Origin of the sequence: Nonomuraea muscovyensis, assembly GCF_014207745.1 — a bacterium.
Lineage (GTDB): Bacteria > Actinomycetota > Actinomycetes > Streptosporangiales > Streptosporangiaceae > Nonomuraea > Nonomuraea muscovyensis.
On the sequence record NZ_JACHJB010000001.1, the window covers coordinates 253043 to 270472 of the forward strand.

Annotated in this window: 16 protein-coding genes; 8 read left to right on the forward strand and 8 right to left on the reverse strand. The window is 70.1% G+C overall.

Annotated features, from left to right (window positions below; genetic code table 11):
* Nucleotides 1-68 precede the first annotated feature (68 nt).
* Together FHU36_RS01200 and FHU36_RS01205 are read left to right on the forward strand one after the other, a co-directional pair.
* Nucleotides 69-491: a hypothetical protein gene (locus FHU36_RS01200; RefSeq protein ID WP_185081963.1), complete on the forward strand. Its 423-nt coding sequence runs from the start codon at nucleotides 69-71 to the stop codon at nucleotides 489-491.
* 8 nt (nucleotides 492-499) lie between these two features.
* On the forward strand, nucleotides 500-2035 hold the full coding sequence (locus FHU36_RS01205) for a multicopper oxidase family protein (RefSeq protein ID WP_221495726.1): 1536 nt from the start codon (nucleotides 500-502) through the stop codon (nucleotides 2033-2035).
* A gap of 92 nt (nucleotides 2036-2127) precedes the next feature.
* Here the strand turns inward: FHU36_RS01205 and FHU36_RS01210 are convergent, their stop codons facing one another.
* From FHU36_RS01210 to FHU36_RS01225, 4 genes are read right to left on the reverse strand one after another with little or no spacing between them, the layout of a single operon-like run.
* The gene (locus FHU36_RS01210; protein WP_185081965.1) at nucleotides 2128-3627 is read right to left on the reverse strand and encodes a hypothetical protein; all 1500 of its coding nucleotides are present in this window, start codon (nucleotides 3625-3627) and stop codon (nucleotides 2128-2130) included.
* Nucleotides 3627-5120: a hypothetical protein gene (locus FHU36_RS01215; RefSeq protein WP_185081966.1), complete on the reverse strand. Its 1494-nt coding sequence runs from the start codon at nucleotides 5118-5120 to the stop codon at nucleotides 3627-3629. Before FHU36_RS01215 ends, FHU36_RS01210 begins: the two co-directional genes overlap by 1 nt.
* 5 nt (nucleotides 5121-5125) lie before the next feature.
* On the reverse strand, nucleotides 5126-5935 hold the full coding sequence (locus FHU36_RS01220; protein WP_185081967.1) for a carbohydrate ABC transporter permease: 810 nt from the start codon (nucleotides 5933-5935) through the stop codon (nucleotides 5126-5128).
* Nucleotides 5932-6810: a carbohydrate ABC transporter permease gene (locus FHU36_RS01225; RefSeq protein ID WP_185081968.1), complete on the reverse strand. Its 879-nt coding sequence runs from the start codon at nucleotides 6808-6810 to the stop codon at nucleotides 5932-5934. Before FHU36_RS01225 ends, FHU36_RS01220 begins: the two co-directional genes overlap by 4 nt.
* Before the next feature lie 155 nt (nucleotides 6811-6965).
* On the opposite strand from FHU36_RS01225, the gene FHU36_RS01230 reads away from it, so the two are divergent.
* From FHU36_RS01230 to FHU36_RS01255, 6 genes are read left to right on the forward strand one after another with little or no spacing between them, the layout of a single operon-like run.
* On the forward strand, nucleotides 6966-8249 hold the full coding sequence (locus FHU36_RS01230; protein ID WP_185081969.1) for an ABC transporter substrate-binding protein: 1284 nt from the start codon (nucleotides 6966-6968) through the stop codon (nucleotides 8247-8249).
* The gene (locus FHU36_RS01235) at nucleotides 8233-9222 is read left to right on the forward strand and encodes a Gfo/Idh/MocA family protein (RefSeq protein WP_185081970.1); all 990 of its coding nucleotides are present in this window, start codon (nucleotides 8233-8235) and stop codon (nucleotides 9220-9222) included. The genes FHU36_RS01230 and FHU36_RS01235 overlap by 17 nt, the downstream gene beginning before the upstream one ends.
* Entirely contained in the window at nucleotides 9222-10763 is a 1542-nt protein-coding gene (locus tag FHU36_RS01240; protein ID WP_185081971.1) for a heparinase II/III domain-containing protein, read from the forward strand. Before FHU36_RS01235 ends, FHU36_RS01240 begins: the two co-directional genes overlap by 1 nt.
* Nucleotides 10747-11472, forward strand: a complete 726-nt coding sequence (locus FHU36_RS01245; RefSeq protein ID WP_185081972.1) for an amidohydrolase family protein — start codon at nucleotides 10747-10749, stop codon at nucleotides 11470-11472. The genes FHU36_RS01240 and FHU36_RS01245 overlap by 17 nt, the downstream gene beginning before the upstream one ends.
* Nucleotides 11469-12263, forward strand: a complete 795-nt coding sequence (locus FHU36_RS01250) for an amidohydrolase family protein (protein ID WP_185081973.1) — start codon at nucleotides 11469-11471, stop codon at nucleotides 12261-12263. Before FHU36_RS01245 ends, FHU36_RS01250 begins: the two co-directional genes overlap by 4 nt.
* A 41-nt stretch (nucleotides 12264-12304) precedes the next feature.
* The gene (locus FHU36_RS01255) at nucleotides 12305-13588 is read left to right on the forward strand and encodes a transcriptional regulator (RefSeq protein WP_185081974.1); all 1284 of its coding nucleotides are present in this window, start codon (nucleotides 12305-12307) and stop codon (nucleotides 13586-13588) included.
* 12 nt (nucleotides 13589-13600) lie between these two features.
* Here FHU36_RS01255 and FHU36_RS01260 read toward each other — a convergent pair whose 3' ends face one another.
* The 4 genes from FHU36_RS01260 to FHU36_RS01275 are packed head-to-tail and all read right to left on the reverse strand — an operon-like array spanning nucleotide 13601 to nucleotide 17428.
* Nucleotides 13601-14332: a sugar isomerase domain-containing protein gene (locus FHU36_RS01260; protein WP_185081975.1), complete on the reverse strand. Its 732-nt coding sequence runs from the start codon at nucleotides 14330-14332 to the stop codon at nucleotides 13601-13603.
* A complete protein-coding gene (locus tag FHU36_RS01265; RefSeq protein WP_185081976.1) occupies nucleotides 14329-15465 on the reverse strand; it encodes a hypothetical protein in 1137 nt (378 codons plus the stop codon). Before FHU36_RS01265 ends, FHU36_RS01260 begins: the two co-directional genes overlap by 4 nt.
* A gap of 29 nt (nucleotides 15466-15494) precedes the next feature.
* Nucleotides 15495-16367, reverse strand: coding sequence for an N-acetylglucosamine kinase (locus FHU36_RS01270; protein ID WP_185081977.1), 873 nt, complete (start codon nucleotides 16365-16367; stop codon nucleotides 15495-15497).
* Nucleotides 16368-16369: 2 nt separating this feature from the next.
* Nucleotides 16370-17428 carry a helix-turn-helix transcriptional regulator gene (locus tag FHU36_RS01275; RefSeq protein ID WP_185081978.1) on the reverse strand — a complete coding sequence of 353 codons (1059 nt, stop codon included), beginning with the start codon at nucleotides 17426-17428 and terminating at the stop codon, nucleotides 16370-16372.
* Between the last annotated feature and the right edge of the window lie 2 nt (nucleotides 17429-17430).

Below are 17430 nucleotides of genomic sequence, written 5' to 3' on the forward strand. Positions count from 1 at the left end.
CACACCTTTTTATCGTCCTTTTTGGGGATTCTCATGCTCTTGTACTACTTCGCCCTGGGAGGGCGGCGATGACCACCACTCTCCCCGCACCCTCTTCGCGGACCACCGCGAGATGGCCGGTCTGGCTGCTGCGGGCCGCCGTAACGGCGGTCACGGTGCTGGTCCTGGCGCAGGCGGCGCTCGCCGGCAGCTTCCTGTCGGGCACGTACGAAGCGCTGGCCGCCCACGCCCGCAACGCCGGCATCATGGCCGCTTGCCTGGTCCTGCAGCTGATCGCGGCCGTGCTGTGCCGGCGGATGCGCCTGGCGACCAGGCAGCCGGTGGTGGCGAGCGTCGCCCAGTGCGTGGTCGTCGCGGCGCTGATCCCGCTGGGCGAGCAGCGGATCCTCGCGGTTCACGTGCCGCTGGCCGTGCTGCTCGTGGTCGGTGTGCTGCAGGTCGCCTACGTCGCCTGGCGGCGGATCCCGGCCGGACCGGAGGCGGTGCGATGACCCGCCGCATGACACGGCGTGGGTTCCTGGGCGTGACGGCGGCCGCGGCGGGCGCCGCCGCCACCGGCTGGATCGGCGGCGCGCACCTGCTCGGCCCCGGCCTGCCCGGGCTCCTGCTGCCCAGCCGGCTCCCTCTGCCGCGGCCCTACCAGGTCCCGCTGCCCATCCCGCCGGTCCTCGATCCGGTACGGCACGAGGCCGGAACCGACTTCTACGAGATCACGCAACGGGTCGCCGAGCTCGACATCATCCCCGGTGTGCGGACGCCGGCGTGGACCTATGGCGGGAGTTTCCCCGGCCCGACCATCGTGGCACGGTCGGGGCGGCGGGCCGTGGTGCGCCACCGCAACGAGCTGCCCGAGCCGACCGTGGTGCACCTGCACGGCGGGCACACCCCGGCTGACAGTGACGGCTACCCGATGGACCTGCTCCTGCCCACGGGCGACGCCGGCGGCGCGTCGCACGCCGGTCATGGCGCCGGTGGCCTCGCCCGCGGAAGCCGGGAGTACACCTATCCGCACGAGCAGCGCGGCGCGACCCTCTGGTACCACGATCACCGGCACGGCGTCACCGGTTACGCCGTCTGGCAGGGCCTGGCCGGATTTCACCTTGTCCACGACGAGGAGGAAGACGCCCTCGGGCTGCCCGCCGATGATCACGACATCCCTCTGATGATCGTGGATCGGTCTTTCGGCGCCGATGGATCGTTCCTGTACCCGCGCGCCGATGCCCGCCCGCACTCCCACGGTGTCGCCGCCCCGTACATGAACGGCGTGCTGGGAGACGTCATCCTGGTCAACGGCGCCCCGTGGCCGGTCATGCCGGTCGAGGCGACCCGCTACCGGTTCCGGTTGCTCAACGCCTCCAACGCCCGCCGCTACCGGCTCGAGCTGGATCCGCAACCGCCGGGCGGCGGGGGCCTGGTGCAGATCGGCAGCGACGGTGGCCTGCTGCCTGGCCCGATCGCGCACGACGCGTTGGACGTCTCCCCCGCGGAACGGTTCGACGTCGTCGTGGACTTCTCCCGTTATCGGCCCGGTACCCGCATCCGCCTGGTGAACCGGCTCGGCAGCGGATCCACCGCCGACGTCATGTGCTTCGACGTGACCGGACCGGCCGGCGAGAGCCGCCCCCTCCCCGAGCGACTGGCCCAGGGGCCGGCGCTCGACCCGGGCCGGGCCGTGGCCACCCGGACGTTCCACTTCCAGCTACGCCCCGACCACGGCTGGAGCATCAACGGCCGGCCCTACGAACCCGGACAGGTGCTCGCCCGGCCGCGCCTCGGCACCACCGAGGTCTGGCGGCTCATCAGCGACTTCCACCACCCCGTGCACATCCACCTCGACCCGTTCCAGGTCCTCTCGCGCGACAACCGGGCGCCCGGACGCTTCGACGCCGGCTGGAAGGACACCATCGACCTCCACCCTTCGCAGGCCGCCGAGATCGCCGTCCGCTTCACCGACCATCCGGGCACCTACATGATCCACTGCCACAATCTCGAACACGAGGACATGGCGATGATGGCCGACTTCATCACCGAATGAGACCTCGCAGAGAGAACGTCCCCGCGCTGGTCGCCCGCTTCCACGAACGCGCCTGCGTCTTCCCGGGAACCGTCGAACGTCGACCGAGGACGCTACTCCCACTTCACCAGTCTCGCCAGCGTGATGAGGTGGGCGGAGTTGTCCGGGGCGAAGCCGGTGTACTTGGTCGCGACCAGCGCCCCCACCTGGGGATCCCACTCGGTCAGTTCCAGCCAGGAGTGCAGGAAGTAGTCGGTGACCCCGGCCGAGCCGCTGCCGTCGACGCGGAGGCTGAAGGCGGGCGCGGTCGTGGAGCCGTTCCACATCTTGCTCTTGAGCGTGTTCTTGAGGGCGATCATGTCGGCGGTGGTGAAGACCTGGCCCTGTCGGTAGAACTCCAGGAAGGCCGAGAGGTCCACGTTGGCGTGGGAGAGATCCTCCTTCGTCGTGGTGTAGGTGGCGTAGTTCCAGATGTAGGCGCCGCCGGAGCCGACCAGGTCGTTGCGGGCCCAGCGGGCGATGCGCAGGGCGCGGTCGAGGTAGGCCGGATCGCCGTTGACCGAGTGGAGGACCATCAGCAGGTTGGCGAAGCCCAGGACCATGTTGTACGGCTGCTCGCTGCTCGGCCTGGTGTGGCTGAAGGTATCGAGGTTCGGGGACTGGACGTAGGTGCCCTCGGTGGTGCCGATGGGCCGCCAGGTGTTGCCGATGTACGGGCTCGACTCCCAGCGCGGCACGATCTCCTGCTCCAGGAAGGCCCGGTAGGAGGTGGCCTTGGCGGCGTAGGCGGACAGGTCGGGTGTCTGGGCGACCAGCCGGATGAACTCGGCGATGGGGATGCCGATCATGGCGTCGTGGACGATGTACGGGAAGAGCCCGCTCAGCTTGACGTCGTCGAAGTAGGCCGAGCCGCTGACGGTGTAGGTGTTGTGCTCCAGCCAGACCTCCAGCGAGCGCCCGGCGGGCAGCAGGCAGGTGGTCTCCTTGTAGGTCCACGTGCTGGTGGTGTACTCCAGCATGCAGAGCGTGGTCGAGCCGTCTCGGAGCACGACGCGGCCGGTCACCGAGCCGGTGCGCTTGCCCCAGCCGCGCAGCACGTGCCTGGTGCCGCCCTCGTAGGCGCTGTTGACCGGCTGCCGGAGCTTCTTCCACCTGGTCAGGTCGGAGACCACGCGCACGGACCGGGTGCCGGTCCCGGCCGGCACGTCCGTGGTGCGGTAGATGTGCGTACCGGAGTCCTGGAAGCGGGTCCAGTCGGCCGGCAGGCTCCCGGTGCCGCTCTCGAAACTGGGGTTGAGCAGCTCCACCGGGGAGTAGCGGGCGGTGCTCCAGCCGAGGAAGCCGTCGCCGTCGATGTCGTCGGCGTGCGCGATCACCGTGTCGGCGTGCGCGGTGAGCTTGTCGAGCCAGGCGGTGTCGCCCGTCTTGCGGTAGACGTCGAGGTAGCTGCGCATGACGTAGCTCTCGCCCCAGGCCAGGTTGGCGCTGCTCTTGTCGGCCAGGTGGCGCTCGCCGATCTGCGCCTCCAGCGCCTGGTAGTCGTCGAGCCAGCCGGGGGCGGCCTGCACCCCGCCGAGCGCGAGTGCGACGGCGGTGACCAGATGGGTGAGCATCAGTCCGCCTTGCGGGCGTGCCAGTTCAGGTAGGCCACACCCAGGAGGGTGGAACCCATCTGCGCCTCGACCGCGTGGTCGGTGTAGACCTTGTGCGCGTGGGTGAACAGCTCGCCGTCCCACTCGGCGACCGGCATGAAGCGGGGCGCCTGGAGATACTGCCCGGCGGGGGCCAGGCCGCCGCTGCCGTCGACGTTGAGGAAGGTGGTGGCCAGCCCGGCGGCGTCGGTGGTGGCCATGTTGCGGGTGTAGGAGCGGGCGAAGCGGGCCATGTCCTGGCCGGTGAAGCCCATGCCCCACCGGTGGGTGACGGCGGCGAACTCCACGTCGATCCCGGCGTGGCTGAGGTCCTCCGCCTGCTGCGCGCCGACGGGCGGCCTGCCGAACGACGGGGTCCACTCGGAGATCCCGTCGGCCTGGGTGTAGCCGCGGTACATCACGCCGAAGGTGGGCCAGTAGGGCCAGAAGTAGGCGTCCCTGTCGTTGAGCCGCAGGTCCCCGGCGAAGGTGGCGGCCAGGGCCCTGGTCCGCCGGCGGTAGAGCCGCTCGCCGGTGGCCTCGGCGAGCTCGGCGTAGGTCTGGCCCAGGCCGAGGGTCTGGTTGTGGGGTTGCTCCACGCCGTCGTACGGCACGGGCATGCCCTTGGTCCAGACGAAGTAGCCGGCGTCGCGCCACTCGTGCTCGTGGATGGCCGCCGCGTCCCGGACTGCCTGGAGATATTCAGCGGCCTTTTGATGATATTTCCGGGGAAGGTGGCGGCTGTGCCGTACGAGACGGACGAAGGATGCGAGCGGGTAGGTGATCATCCCGGTGTGCACCGAGAAATGCGCGGGGGCGGCGGCCAGCTTGAAGGTGCCGGGAGCGGGCGAGCCGGTCGAGAGGGCCTTCGCGGTCACCATGTTGGGCGTCGGGTAGGCGGCCAGGATGCGAGGGACCGCGAAGTCCGGGCTGGCCGGGTCCATGGTGAGATCGGTGAAGGTGGAGACCCGCTTCTTCCTCGGGTTGTCGACCACGAGTGTGAAGCGGCCTTCGGCGCTGCCCGCGGAGACGGTGGCCAGGGCGTCACTCACGTTGGTCAGGGCGCTGCGCACCTCCAGCGCCGGCCGGCCGGACACGTCGAGCAGGGTCACGCCGCCGGCCGTGTAGCTGGTGTTGCGCCAGCCGGGTACGGACAGGCCGCGGTAGTCGGTCACCCCACGCTCGGAGTCGCGGCCCGCCAGCACGAGGTCGGCGTTGTGGATGAGCCGGTCGAGGTAGTGCGTGTCCCGGTAGGCCTCGTACATCCGGACGAAGGCCGCAAGTACGTAGGACTGCCCCCAGCCCAGGGCGCCCAGCTCGTTGGTGTGGGTGGGCTGGCCGGAGGCGCCGCTGTCGTGGAAGACGCGGTCGAACAGGTCGAAGGTCTCGCGCGAGGTGTAGTCGTACCCGGCGGTTCTGAAGCCGAGCGCGCCGATCGCGAGCAGACCTAAGCCGAACTGCCTGCGTGTCAACATGTGCATCAACCCTTCACTGCGCCACGCATGCCTTCGAGCACGTGGCGTTGCATGAGCATGAACACGACGACGACCGGGACGATCGAGATGATCGTGCCGGCCGCCAGGGAACGGACGTCGGTGCCGGTGACCCCGGACAGGTAGGCGATGCCGAGGGCGATCGGGAACTTGGCCGAGTCCTTCAGCACCACCAGGGGCCAGATGAAGCTGTTCCAGACGGAGACGAAGCCGAGGATGGCCAGGATCGCCAGCGTGGGCCGCGAGGCGGGCAGCATCACGTGCCAGAAGATGCGCAGCTCGTGGCAGCCGTCGGTGCGGGCGGCATCGACGATCTCGCGGGGCACGTTGGCGAAGGTCTGCCGGAGCAGGAAGATCCCGAAGGCCGACAGCAGGCCGGGCAGGATCACGCCGGCGAAGGTGTCGGCCAGGCCGAGCTGGGAGACGACGAGGAAGCGCGGGATCAGCATGACCTCGCCGGGCAGGAACATGGTCGACAGTATCGCCATGAAGATCAGGTTCCGGCCGCGGAAGGACGTCCTGGCCAGCGGGTAGGCGCACAACGCCGAGACCAGCACGTAGAGCGGCACCATGACGGCGACGTAGATGACCGAGTTCAGCAGGTAGCGGGGATAGGGGATGACGGTCCACGCCTCCTTGACCCAGTCGAGCACCGGCGGCCTGGGGATGATGTCCGGCGGGAAGGAGAAGACCGCCTGGGACGACGGCTTGAGCCCTGCCGACAGCAGGAGCAGGAAGGGGCCGACGAAGACCAGGGCGATCGCCGTGAGGAGGATGTAGTTTCCGGCTCTTCTCATGCCTTCCCCCTGGTAAGGCGGTGGTTGAGCAGGGCCATGCCGATCATCACGACCCAGAGCACGAGGCCCACGGCGCTGGCGTAGCCCATCTCGTAGTGCTCGAAGCCGGCCGACCAGATGTAGTAGCCGAGGGTCAGCGTGGCGTCCTGCGGCCCGCCTCTGGTCATCACGTAGACCGAGGTGAAGGCCTGCATCGCGTCGAGCATCTCCATCGTCAGGGCGACCGCGATGTAGGGGACCATCAGGGGCACGGTGATGTGCCGCAGCCGGTCCCAGGCCGAGGCGCCGTCCACCCGGGCCGCCTCGTAGAGCGAGGAGTCGATGGTCTGCAGGCCGGCCAGGTAGATCATCATGTAGAAGCCCATGCTCTTCCAGCCCTCGACCAGGATGACCGCGGGCAGCGCCCAGAACGGGTCGAGCAGGTACTGGATCGGCTGGTCCAGCAGGCCGGCGCCGGTGAGCAGCCAGTTGAGCACGCCCTGCTGGTTGAAGACGTACTGCCAGGCGATGGCCACCGCGACCATCGAGGTGACGACGGGCAGGTAGTAGAGCATCCGGAAGGTCCTGATGCCCGGCAGCTTCTGGTTGACCAGGATGGCCAGCAGCAGCGGCAGCACCACCAGCAGCGGGAAGAGACCGACCAGGAAGAGCAGCGAGTTTCCGGTGGCCGTCCAGAAGCGCGGGTCCGAGGCCATCCTGACGAAGTTGTCCAGGCCCACGAAGACCGGCTCGGAGACCACGTCGTACTTCAGGAACGACAGCTGCACCGCGGTGACCGCGGGCCAGACGAAGAAGACGCCGAACAGCGCCAGTGCGGGCAGCGCGAACAGGTATGGCGTGAACCACCGTTGCCCAGGGATCCTGCCGACGATCATATGAGTCCTAAAGTGCCAATAACGGCGGCCAGAATTTCGTGAAGCGTAGAGCTGGCTTCTGTAAGCGTCAAGAGTCCAGGGATTGACGGTTGTGGCGCACAGTGAGATTCTGCCGAAAGTACAGCTTGCGGACGGCCATAATTTCAGGAGGAGCGATGACCAGAGGCGTGTCAGCAGCGCTCGCGCTGTGCCTGTTCACCACCGGATGCGTCGCGGGCACCTCGTCCGGCTCTGCAGCGCCGGCCGCCGACCAGCCCTTTGAGGGCGAGGTCGAGTTCTGGACCATCAACCTGAAGAAGAACTACAGCGCCTACATCGAGGGCCTGATCGCCGAGTACCACAAACAGCACCCCAAGGTCACGCTCAAGTGGGTCGACGTGCCCGGCCAGGAGAGCGCCACCAAGCTGCTGGCCGCCGTGGCCAGCGGCGACGTGCCGGACGCGGTCAACATCACCTCGCTCGACCTCGGCCGCTTCGCCCCCTCGCTGAAACCGCTCGACGACCACTTCAAGCCGGAGGAGCTGGCCGACTTCCAGGCCAACCTGGTCGAGCCGCTCAAGCAGGACGGCAAGCTCTACGCCGTGCCCTGGTACAACGGCGGCGCCCCGGTCGCGATCTACCGCAAGTCGGTGGTGACCAAGGCGGGCTTCGACGAGAAGGCGCCGCCCAGGACCTACGACGAGGCGCTCACGCTGGCCGAGGCCGTCTATGACAAGACCAAGGTCTACGGCACCAACGACATCCCCGGCATCTCCGCCGTCAACGTACTGCGCTACTACGGCATCGAGCTGTTGTCGGCCGACGGGAAGAGCGCCGCTTTCAACACCGACCAGGCCGTGCGGGTGCTGGAGAGGTTCAGGAAGAGCTACGACCAGCACGGCATCGCGCCGGGCGCGGTCTCCAAGGACGTGCGCAACTTCCCGCAGACCCTGGAGAACGGCCAGCTCGCCTTCTCCGCCAGCACCTTCGCCGCGACGCTGCTCAACATCCAGAAGAACGCGCCCGAGGTCTACAAGGACCTCGTCGTCACCGAGCCCGTGCAGACCAGCACCGGCGGCTACCTGCTCAGCGCCCAGCAGGCCTTCGCCATCCCCAAGGCGTCGCAGCACCAGAAGGCGGCGGCGGAGTTCATCAAGTTCTTCACCAACGGCACCAACCAGCTGGCCTTCTGCAAGATCGTGCCGATCTACCCGTCCACGATCTCCTCGACGAAGGACCCCTTCTTCACCGGGGGCGGCAGTGACGACCCGATGGTCGTGGCCAGGCAGGTCATCGTGAAGGGCCTGGCCAAGCTGGAGTACAACCCGCTGGGCACCGGCAAGGACGCCGAGCTGGGCGAGTTGCTGGCCGAGGAGATCAGAGGGTTCCTGTCGGGCACCAAGAGCGCCGAGGAGGCGCTGGACGCTGCGGAGAAGCGCTGGAATGACGCCCTTGTCTAGGCTCAGGATGGGCATCGTCGGCACCGGCATCATGGGCCGCGGCCACGCCGAGGTGTTCGCCGCCCATCCCGCCGTCGAGCTGACCGCCGTCTCGCGCAAGCCGCTGGGCGACGCGACGGTCTACGCCGGCTACCGCGACCTGCTCGCCTCCGGCACGGTCGACGCGATCTCGATCACCACACCCGACCACCTGCACGCCGACGTGATGGTGGCCGCCGCGGAGGCCGGCGTGCACATCCTCGTCGAGAAGCCGTTCACCACCACGGTCGCCGACGCCGACCGCGCCGTCGCCGCGATCCGGCAGGCGGGCGTGACCGCGATGTGCCTGTTCAACCACCGCTGGGTGCCCGCCTACGCGCAGGCCAAGGAGAAGATGCCGCTGATCGGCGAGCCGGTCGTGGGATACGCGCGCAAGGACGACACCATCCACGTGCCGACCGAGATGATCGGCTGGGCCGACCGCACGACCTGCGGCTGGTTCCTGTCCAGTCACGACATCGACCTGCTCGCCTGGCTCTACGACGACCACGTCGTGGACGTCTTCGCCACGGCCAGGTACGGCAAGCTGCGCGGGATGGGCGTCGACACCCCCGACGCGATGCAGATCCAGGCTCGGTTCAGCCGCGGCGCGGTGGCCACCTTCGAGTCGGCCTGGATCTACCCCAACACCTTCCCCACCATGGTCGACAGCTACGTGACCGTCGTCGGGGAGGACGGGGTGATCCAGCTCGACAGGCAGAAGGAGAACATCCAGCTGGCCACCACGCAAGGCTACGCCTACCCGCGCAACATGCTCCAGCGGGTCGTCCACGGCGTGCCCGCCGGAGCCTACCGCGACGCCATCCACCACTTCGTGGACTGCGTGCTCACCGGCGCCGAGCCGCTGATCAGCGTGGAGAGCTCGCGGCACGTGACCGCGGTGCTCGCCGCGGCGCACGAGTCCGCCCGCACCGGGGCACCGGTGAGGCTCTGATGTCGGTGGAGAAGCCGCCGCACGTGCACCCCACGCGGATGCGGCACATCCCGTCGGAGGAAATCCCGGCCGGACGGGCCTGGCGGCGCCGTACACCCGTGCCCGCCGCGTTGCCGGCCGAGGGCGCCGACGAGTTGCTCGGAATCGAGGTCGACTTCCTCGACAAGGGACACGGGCGGTCGCGGCTGTACGGTTTCCACTACCTGCGCTGGATGACGCCACTGGTCACGGCCTACGCGGAGACCGGCGACCAGCGCTACGCCGACGCTTGGGACCGCCTGTTCCGCCAGTGGTACGCGAGCCGGGACCTGGTCGAGGGCGACTGGCCCGGGCTCGACGTCGTCTGGTACTCCCTGGGCGTCTACGCGCGGGCCATGTACGTCACGCACGCGCTGGCCGTGCTCGGCGAGGCCGTCAGCGAGGAGTGCCGGCTGGAGATGATGAAGACCGTGCTCGGCGGCGCCCGGTGGGCGGCCGAGGAGCACGACGAGTTCCGCCACGGCAACTGGCAGTTCGCGACGGTCTGCGAGCTGCTGCACACCGCGCGGATCTTCGCCGACTTCCCCGAGTCCGCGCAGTGGGCCTCGGTCGCCCTGGCGAGGATCGGCGAGCACCTGGACAACGACGTCCGGGCCGACGGCGGCCACCACGAGCGCTCGCCCGGTTATCACAACATGTGCCTGGAGGCGCTGGAGCGGGCGGCCGCGGTCGAGCCCTCGCTCGCGGGACATCCGCGTTATCTGGCAATGCGCGAGTGGCTGGCCGCGCTGACCACGTCGGGCGGGTGGGTGCCGCACCTGCAGGACAGCGGGATCGTCTGGTCCCCCGACGTCGGGCTGTCGTCGGTCAACCTGGAGGCCAGCGGGTATGCGGTCTTCCGGCGGGAGTCCTTCCACACGGTCATCAACTACGGGCCGTACGTCGGGCACGAGCTGGAGCCGCACAGCCACCACGCGGCGCTCGACTTCGTGATCTCCGGGTACGGCAGGCCGCTGGCGTGGGAGGCGGGCGGGCCGCCGTCGTATGACGATCCGGGTTACCACTCCTGGTATCAGGCGACCCGGGCGCACAATACGGTGGTCGTGCCGGGCTTGGAGTACGTCGAGGATCGCCGGGCGGCGTGCGACCTGTACACCCTTGACGACGATATTTCGGTCTTTGCGGGTCACCATTACGGTTATCCCCAACGACACGACCGGAAGATCGTCTTCGTGCACGACGGGCCCTACTGGATCGTCGTCGACCGCATCGACACCGATGCGGTCTGGCAGCTGCACGGCCTGGCTCCGTGGGTCGAGCACAACGGCGGCTACCTGGGCGCGAACCTCTTCGTGTTGCCGCTCGTCCCGCCCGACGAGGTCGTGCTCGGGAACGGTCCCGCGCGCATCCCCGACCCCGTGACCCGCACCGCGCCCTTCGGCGAGATTCACTCGCTCGGCCTGCGTCGCCGCGACGGCCGCTTCACCGTCGGACTCTTCCCCTTTCTCGACGAACCGCCCACGATCCCGGACGGATGGATGGTCCATGCTGATCGACGCTGACGCCATGCTCGGCCGCCACCCGCGCAGGGACGCAGGGCCGGGCACGGTCGCACAGTCGCTGGCCGACATGGACCGCTTCGGCATCGCCGAATCCCTCGTGAGCCACTCCTGGTCATGGCTGCACGACCCACGCGCCGGCAACCTGCGCCTGCTCGACCTCGTCGCCGACCAGCCCCGGCTGCACGCCTGCTGGGTGCTGCTCCCGGCCACCTGCGAGGAGACCGGGACACCCGAGCGGTTCGTCGCCGCCGCGCTCGACGGCGGCGTCCGGGCGGTCCGCGCCTACCCCGCCGACCACGGCTACGACCTGGCCGGGCGCGACGTGGCGCCCATGCTGGCGGCTGTCTCCGAGGCCGGCCTGCCCCTGCTCGTCGACGCCACCCAGACCACCTGGGGCGCCGTGGAGTCGATCGCCACGGCACACCCCAGCCTCACGATCGTCGTCGGCGGCCTCGGCTACCGCGTGCTCAGGCAGGCCGCCGGCGTGCTCAGCCGTACCAGAAAGGTGCATGTCGGGCTGGCCAACCTCTCCTCGCACTGCGGGCTCGAATGGCTGGTCGAGAGGTACGGCTACGGCCGCCTGATCTTCGGCACCGGGGCTCCCTTGCGTGATCCGGCCGAGTCGGTGACCAGACTGCTCTGGTCCGAGCTCGACGACGAGGCCGTGGCCGCGATCGCCTCGGGCAACCTGCTCAGGGTCGTCGCATGAAGGCGCTGTTCGATCGCGAGCCGCCGCGCAGCGTCCGCATCGTCGACGCGCACGCGCACACCGGTCCCTACAGCCTGTTCTTCATCCCCGACTCGGGCGCCGAGGCGATGGCCAGGGTCATGGACCGCTGCGGGGTCTCGCACGCGGTCATCTCCAGCCACCTGGCCATTCAGCTCGACGCGGCCGAGGGCAACGCCGCCACCGCCGACGTCGTCGATCGCCTGCCGGACCGCTTCACCGGCTACCTCACCGTCAACCCGTGGCAGGACCCCACCGGTGAGCTGGGCAAGTGGGGCATGGACCCGCGCTTCGGCGGCATCAAGCTCCACCCCGACCTGCACGACTACCCGCTGACCGGCAGGCGTTTCGAGCCGGTTTGGGAGTTCGCCGAAGAGACCGGCTGCCCGGTGCTCACGCACACCTACGACGACTCGCCGTACAACGACCTGCCCATGCTGGAGGAGGTCGCCACCCGCCACCCCGACGTCGTCATCCTCGCCGGACACGCCGGAGCCACACCACTCGGCTTCGACCGGGCCATCGAGGTCGCCCAGCGCCGTCCCGGCGTGGTGCTCGAGGTCTGCGGCTCCTTCAATACCGGCGCCGACATCGTCAGAATGGTACGTGAAGTCGGTCCCGATCGGGTGGTGTACGGCTCCGACTTCCCCTTCATCGACCTGCGAATGTCACTGGGCCGGGTAATCTTCTGTGATCTCACCGAAGAGGACCGGGCGGCTGTGCTCGGCGGAACGATGACCCGCCTGCTCGAGTGGCGATCCGGACTGGAGTGATCACGATCATGGATCGGTTGCGTTCCGAGACGCGGTCTCGGGTGGCAATCGGCGTGGTGGGGCCGCACGACCTGGTCGAGCAGATCATGACCATCGGCGCCGGCCTGCCCGCCGCGGCCGACTGGCGTCTGGTCGGCGCACCGCACTCGGAGGAGCAGGAGACCTACGAGAAGTTCTCCAGGATCGCCGACACCATCGACGTCGTGCTCTTCACCGGGCCGCTCCAGCACGACCTCGCCAGGCAGACCGGCGAGCTCCCCGTCCCGGCCACCTACGTCCCGATGAGCGGCGCCAGTCTCTACGCCAGCCTGCTGCGTGGCGTGCTCAGCCACGGCATCGACCCTGCCCGCGTGAGCATCGACTCGCTGCCCGCGACGGACGTGGAGGAGGCGTACAGCGAGCTGGGCATCGGTACGGCAGGCGTGCACCTGTCCGAATACGACCGCCCCGAATCGGCCCGCGCCTTCGCCGGCTTCCACGAGCAGCTCTATCGCCAGGGCGCCACCACCGCCGCGCTCACCACGATCAGGAGCGTCGCCAAGAAGCTGACCGCGGCCGACGTGCCGGTCCTGCGCATGATGCCCACGGTCCACACGCTGCGCCTGGCCCTGAACACCGCGGCGCTGCTGGGCACGGGCAGCCGCCTGGAGGAATCCCGCATCGCCATCGTCGTCGTCGAACTGGCCGCCTCCGCGCGGCCGAGTTACGCCGGTCCGGGCAACTACTGGCAGCAGGAACTGAAGCTCTCCCTCCACCAGGCCCTGCTGGCCGACGCCAGACTGACGGGTGCCACCGTCGCGCCGCGCGACGAGAACAGCTACGTCGTCACCGCCACCGTCGGCTCCCTGTCCCAGGCGACGGACGGCTTCCGCGTCGCCCCCTTCCTGGACCGCATCCGCACCGAGCTCGGTGTCGCCGTCGAAGTCGGCATCGGCCTCGGCATCACCGCCCGCGACGCCGACGCCAACGCGATGGTGGCCGTCGAGAAGGCGCGCAACTCCGGCGGCGCGGCCGCGTACCTGGTGAGCGGCGACGGCACGGTCCTGTCGCTGCCGTTGCGCCAACGCCGCCGCGCGGACAAGGAACCCGTCGTCACGACCAAGGCGGCCAAACTCCTGGACCGCCTCATCGAAGGACTCGGCGACGGCCCCGAGGCCATGGTGGTCGACGCCGAGATCGTGGCCGACGTCCTGGCCATCGCCCCCCGAAGCGCCCGCCGCGTCCTCCAGAGCTTGGCCGAGGAGGGCCTCGCCTGGCCCCTTCCCCCCGTCAAGGGCAGCGCCGCCGGCCGCCCTCGCCAGCCGTACCGGCTCGTCAAGACCTGACGGCATCGGCTGTCACGCGTCACCCAGCCGGACGCGGGAGCCGTACTGGGCGAGCAGCCCGGCGTTGTGCTCATCCCCGCCAGGTGTGTTGGCCGACCTGAAGACCGGAGGCTGCTCCCCGCCGGCCAGGTAGCGCTCGACGACGTCGGCGACGAGCAGCTGGGCGATGAGGGTGCCGGTGAGGTTGGAGACAGGGCAGACGGCGCCGCCGCCGGGGAGGGAGAGGGCGGCGTCCCCGTAGGGAGCGCCGTTGTCGATGACGACGTGGGCGAGGTCGCCGAGGCGCTCCTCGGTCTCGACGCGGGCGGTGTGGGCGGTGGAGGTGATGGCGATGACGGTGTGGCCACGTTCCCGTGCCAGGCGGGCCATCTCGACGATCGCGGCGTTGCCGCCCGAGTTGGAGATGATGACGAAGATGTCCTCAGGGCGGATGTCGGCGAGGGCCCAGATCTGGGCGGCGAGGCCGGGGAGACGTTCGGTCTTGGGGTCGAGGAGGTCGCGGAGCGGGGTGTCGCCGTAGTAGGCGAGGTCGCGGATGCCGAGCTGGTTGGCGGGGACGAGGCCGCCGGCGCGGCCGACGAGCTCCAGGGCGATGGAACGGGAGTGGCCGGTGCCGAAGGCCTGGAGGACGCCACCGGCGCGGAGGGCGTCATGGACGAGGCCACCGGCGCGGCTGATGGCCGCACGCTCGGCGGACAGCACTCGCTCCACAGCTTCTCTGGCGATCCCTGCGTAGTCCGTCACAGCTCCTCCAAGAGCGTTCTTGCGGTGTGGGCGAGGGCCTCCGCGCTGCCCGGGGCGACCTGGCTGGCCAGCACCTCGTACTCGATCCTGCGGTAGGCGTCGGCGGTCGGCAGGTAGCCGGGGTAGCCGTTGACGTAGCCGAGCACCACGGCGTCGATGCTGCGGCCGGTGGCGAGGAAGGGCTCGCCGGGCAGAGCGGCCAGGCGGAGCGAGCCCAGGCGGGCGGCGTTGACCTCGGCGAAGATGGGGGTCGTGGCGCCGGTACGGGCACGCAGGCCCTCCAGGCGGCTGCGAGCGAGGCGGTCGCCGGGAGTGCGCGCGTAGTCGGCGCCGAGGGCGGCCCCGTCGACCACGACGTGCTCACGCCGCAGGTGGAGCCGCCGGGAGGCGAGGCGGAGGCGGTCGCCGGAGGTCCACGATCCGTGGGGCGCTTCCCCGAGCAGGCCGATGCAGCGATCGGCGACGAGGGTGGCGAGCCGGGAGAGTTCGTCGGGGTCCTGGCCTCGGCGGGTGTAGCGGGTGCTGATGTCACCCGCGGTCCCGGTGGCGACGATCACCCATACGTCCGGGCCGAGCCGTGCATGCAGGGCCGTTCGGGTCGCGCCGGGGATGTCGGCGCTGACCAGGCGGTTCACGGCGGGCAGCACGGTGGGGTGGATGGGGAGCACCACCACCACCCCGGTGAGGCGGCCGTCCGTGCGGAAGGCGAGCACGTCGAGGGGGACGACAGGGGTCGCAGCAGGGTCGGTGCGATCGCCGCCGACGCCGTGGAGCTCGCCGCGGTGCGCCGTCCCGTCGCATGGCGACTCGGCTTTCGCGGCTTCCCGTACGGCGGAGCCCACGGCTTCGGCGATCCGGTCGAGCCAGGGATGGGGGGTCGGCCCGCCCCCGGGTACGCAGCCGGTCTCCGGACCCGCGTGGGTGTGTGTCGCGGCCAGCCACAGGTCGCATCCGGCGATCTCGCGGGCTCGCTGGGCGAGGTCGTCGTTGACGCAGACGACGTCGGCCACCGCCAGGGCGAGGCGCCGCTCGCCGGCCGACCAGGTGACGACGTTGAGCTCCAGCGGGTCGAGCGTCCCGGTGGACGGGCCTGGACGGTCGACGTAGCCGCCCATCGGGGTTGCGAAGGGCACGGTCAACGGCACTCTGGCGTGGCCGGCCCTCATCGGGACATCACCTGGATGAGCGGGGCGTATGAGCCGAGGCCGGCTGAGGCGGCCAAGCGGGCCGCGCCCGCGAGCCCGTCGCCCTCGGGGGGCTGGATCCGGGCTGAGGGGAGCAGCTCGGCGAGTGCTGTTCGGAAGGCTGCGAACAGCCGGGCGTCGCGCAGCAGGCGGCCGGTCCACGACACGGGCACAGGAGAGGAGAAGTCATGCCCTGCGGTGGCGACCGTCCGGGCGAGCTCCCACCCCGCCTCCTCGACGATGCCGCGTGCCGTACCGTCATGCTCGGCCAGCTCGAAGACCTGCCGCGCGAACCCCGCAACCCGCGCCACCGCGTCAGGAGCCAGATACAACCCGCCCGGCTCGCCGAACACCTCGACAGCCCGTGATGTGAGCGCGCCACGGGAGGCGCGCCCGTCCAGACCGCGCCAGGCCGCCTCCAACCCTCGCCGCCCGATCCAGAACCCGCTCCCCGCGTCGCCGTACAGGAACCCCCACCCGTCGACCTGCCGCACCTCGGACCCACAGACGCCCAGGGCGATGGCCCCGGTGCCCGCGGCGAGGACGACCCCAGTCCCTCCGGAGAAGGCGCCCGCGTGCGAGATGACCACGTCTCCGGTGATCAGCACCCGCCGGGCGACGGAGAGGAGACGCGCGGCCAGCTTCTCCGGGGAGTCGAGGAGCGTGGTCAGACCCAGGCAGACGGTGTCCGCGTCATCGGGAAGCAGGCACTCGACGCGCTCGAGCACGGCGTCGACCGGGGAGCCCTGTGCGTACGCCAGACCAGGCACCTCGGTCACCTCGAGCACCCGTCCACGGGACGCCAGCGCGAGCCGCAACCCCGTCTGCCCGCCATCGATCGCCACGTCCATGCCTACCTCGCTCTCTGCCGTCGGTATTCGGTGGGCGAGCAGCCCACGTGCCGCTGGAAGACGCCGCGCAGCGCCTTGGCGCTCGAGTAGCCGGACCGCGCGGCCACCTCGTCCACCGGCCGGTCCGTGGTCGCCAGGAGCTTGCGCGCGTGCCGCAACCGCAACCCGGTCAGGTGCCGCAGGAAGGTGGTCCCGCGCTCCTCTGCGAACAGGTGGGAGATGTAGAAGGGGCTCGCGCTGACCGCGGCGGCCACGGTGGCCAGCCGGAGCCCCGGATCGGCGAAATGCTGAGCCAGGTATGCCTCGGCGACGGCCAGGATGTCGTGCCGCGAGGGTGCGGGCATCAGCCGCCCCAGCGTCTCCCGCAGCCAGATGTGCAGGTAGGACCGCTCGTGGATGTCGCCGACCACGATGATGTCCTCGACGGGCAGCCGGGCGCAGGCCCGCACCCAGTCGGTCGAGCCGTCGGCCAGCCGTGTGGTGTTGACCGCGTCCACCACGAACAGCAGTTGCCCGATGAGCCAGCTGCGCAGCGTCTGTGGATCGACCCCGGGCTCACCCGCGCACCGGTCCACCCAGCTCGCCAGCAGTCCGGCCGCGCCGTTGCGATCGCCGGCCTGGACCCGCCTGGTCAGCTCCTGTTCGATCCGCACCGGCGGAGTCAGGCTCTGTCCGCGGTACGGCGGAGCCGGGGTGATCACGCGGTCGCCGCCGAGCACGAGCTTGAGATCGTTGATGCGCCTGGCCTCGCGTTCGGCGGCGCCACCGCCCAGGCTGGGCGGGCTGAGGCTGACCGTCGCGGTCCATGCCGTCTCGCGGACGATCCGGGCCCTGACCTCTTCGGCCAGCACCACCGCCTCCGACATCAGCGCGTCGGGGTCGGGTCCGGAGAGCAGGACCAGCCACTCCTCCGGAGGCCGGGCCTGGGCGCGGCCGCCCGTCGCGGCGTTCACCGCGCGGGCGGTGCGCTCGAGCTGGCCCCGGGCCCACACCAGGCCCTGCGCCTGCTCCGACGCGATGTAGTCGTCGATGTCCACCAGGGCGGCGACGGCATAGGTCATGC

Coding starts and splice junctions, on each gene's coding strand:
- FHU36_RS01245 (WP_185081972.1), top strand. CDS start 10,747: ATGCTGATCGACGCTGACGCCATGCTCGGCCGCCACCCGCGCAGGGAC.
- FHU36_RS01205 (WP_221495726.1), top strand. CDS start 500: ATGACACGGCGTGGGTTCCTGGGCGTGACGGCGGCCGCGGCGGGCGCC.
- FHU36_RS01270 (WP_185081977.1), bottom strand. CDS start 16,367: ATGGACGTGGCGATCGATGGCGGGCAGACGGGGTTGCGGCTCGCGCTG.
- FHU36_RS01275 (WP_185081978.1), bottom strand. CDS start 17,428: ATGACCTATGCCGTCGCCGCCCTGGTGGACATCGACGACTACATCGCG.
- FHU36_RS01230 (WP_185081969.1), top strand. CDS start 6,966: ATGACCAGAGGCGTGTCAGCAGCGCTCGCGCTGTGCCTGTTCACCACC.
- FHU36_RS01215 (WP_185081966.1), bottom strand. CDS start 5,120: ATGTTGACACGCAGGCAGTTCGGCTTAGGTCTGCTCGCGATCGGCGCG.
- FHU36_RS01220 (WP_185081967.1), bottom strand. CDS start 5,935: ATGAGAAGAGCCGGAAACTACATCCTCCTCACGGCGATCGCCCTGGTC.
- FHU36_RS01235 (WP_185081970.1), top strand. CDS start 8,233: ATGACGCCCTTGTCTAGGCTCAGGATGGGCATCGTCGGCACCGGCATC.
- FHU36_RS01210 (WP_185081965.1), bottom strand. CDS start 3,627: ATGCTCACCCATCTGGTCACCGCCGTCGCACTCGCGCTCGGCGGGGTG.
- FHU36_RS01225 (WP_185081968.1), bottom strand. CDS start 6,810: ATGATCGTCGGCAGGATCCCTGGGCAACGGTGGTTCACGCCATACCTG.
- FHU36_RS01240 (WP_185081971.1), top strand. CDS start 9,222: ATGTCGGTGGAGAAGCCGCCGCACGTGCACCCCACGCGGATGCGGCAC.
- FHU36_RS01250 (WP_185081973.1), top strand. CDS start 11,469: ATGAAGGCGCTGTTCGATCGCGAGCCGCCGCGCAGCGTCCGCATCGTC.
- FHU36_RS01200 (WP_185081963.1), top strand. CDS start 69: ATGACCACCACTCTCCCCGCACCCTCTTCGCGGACCACCGCGAGATGG.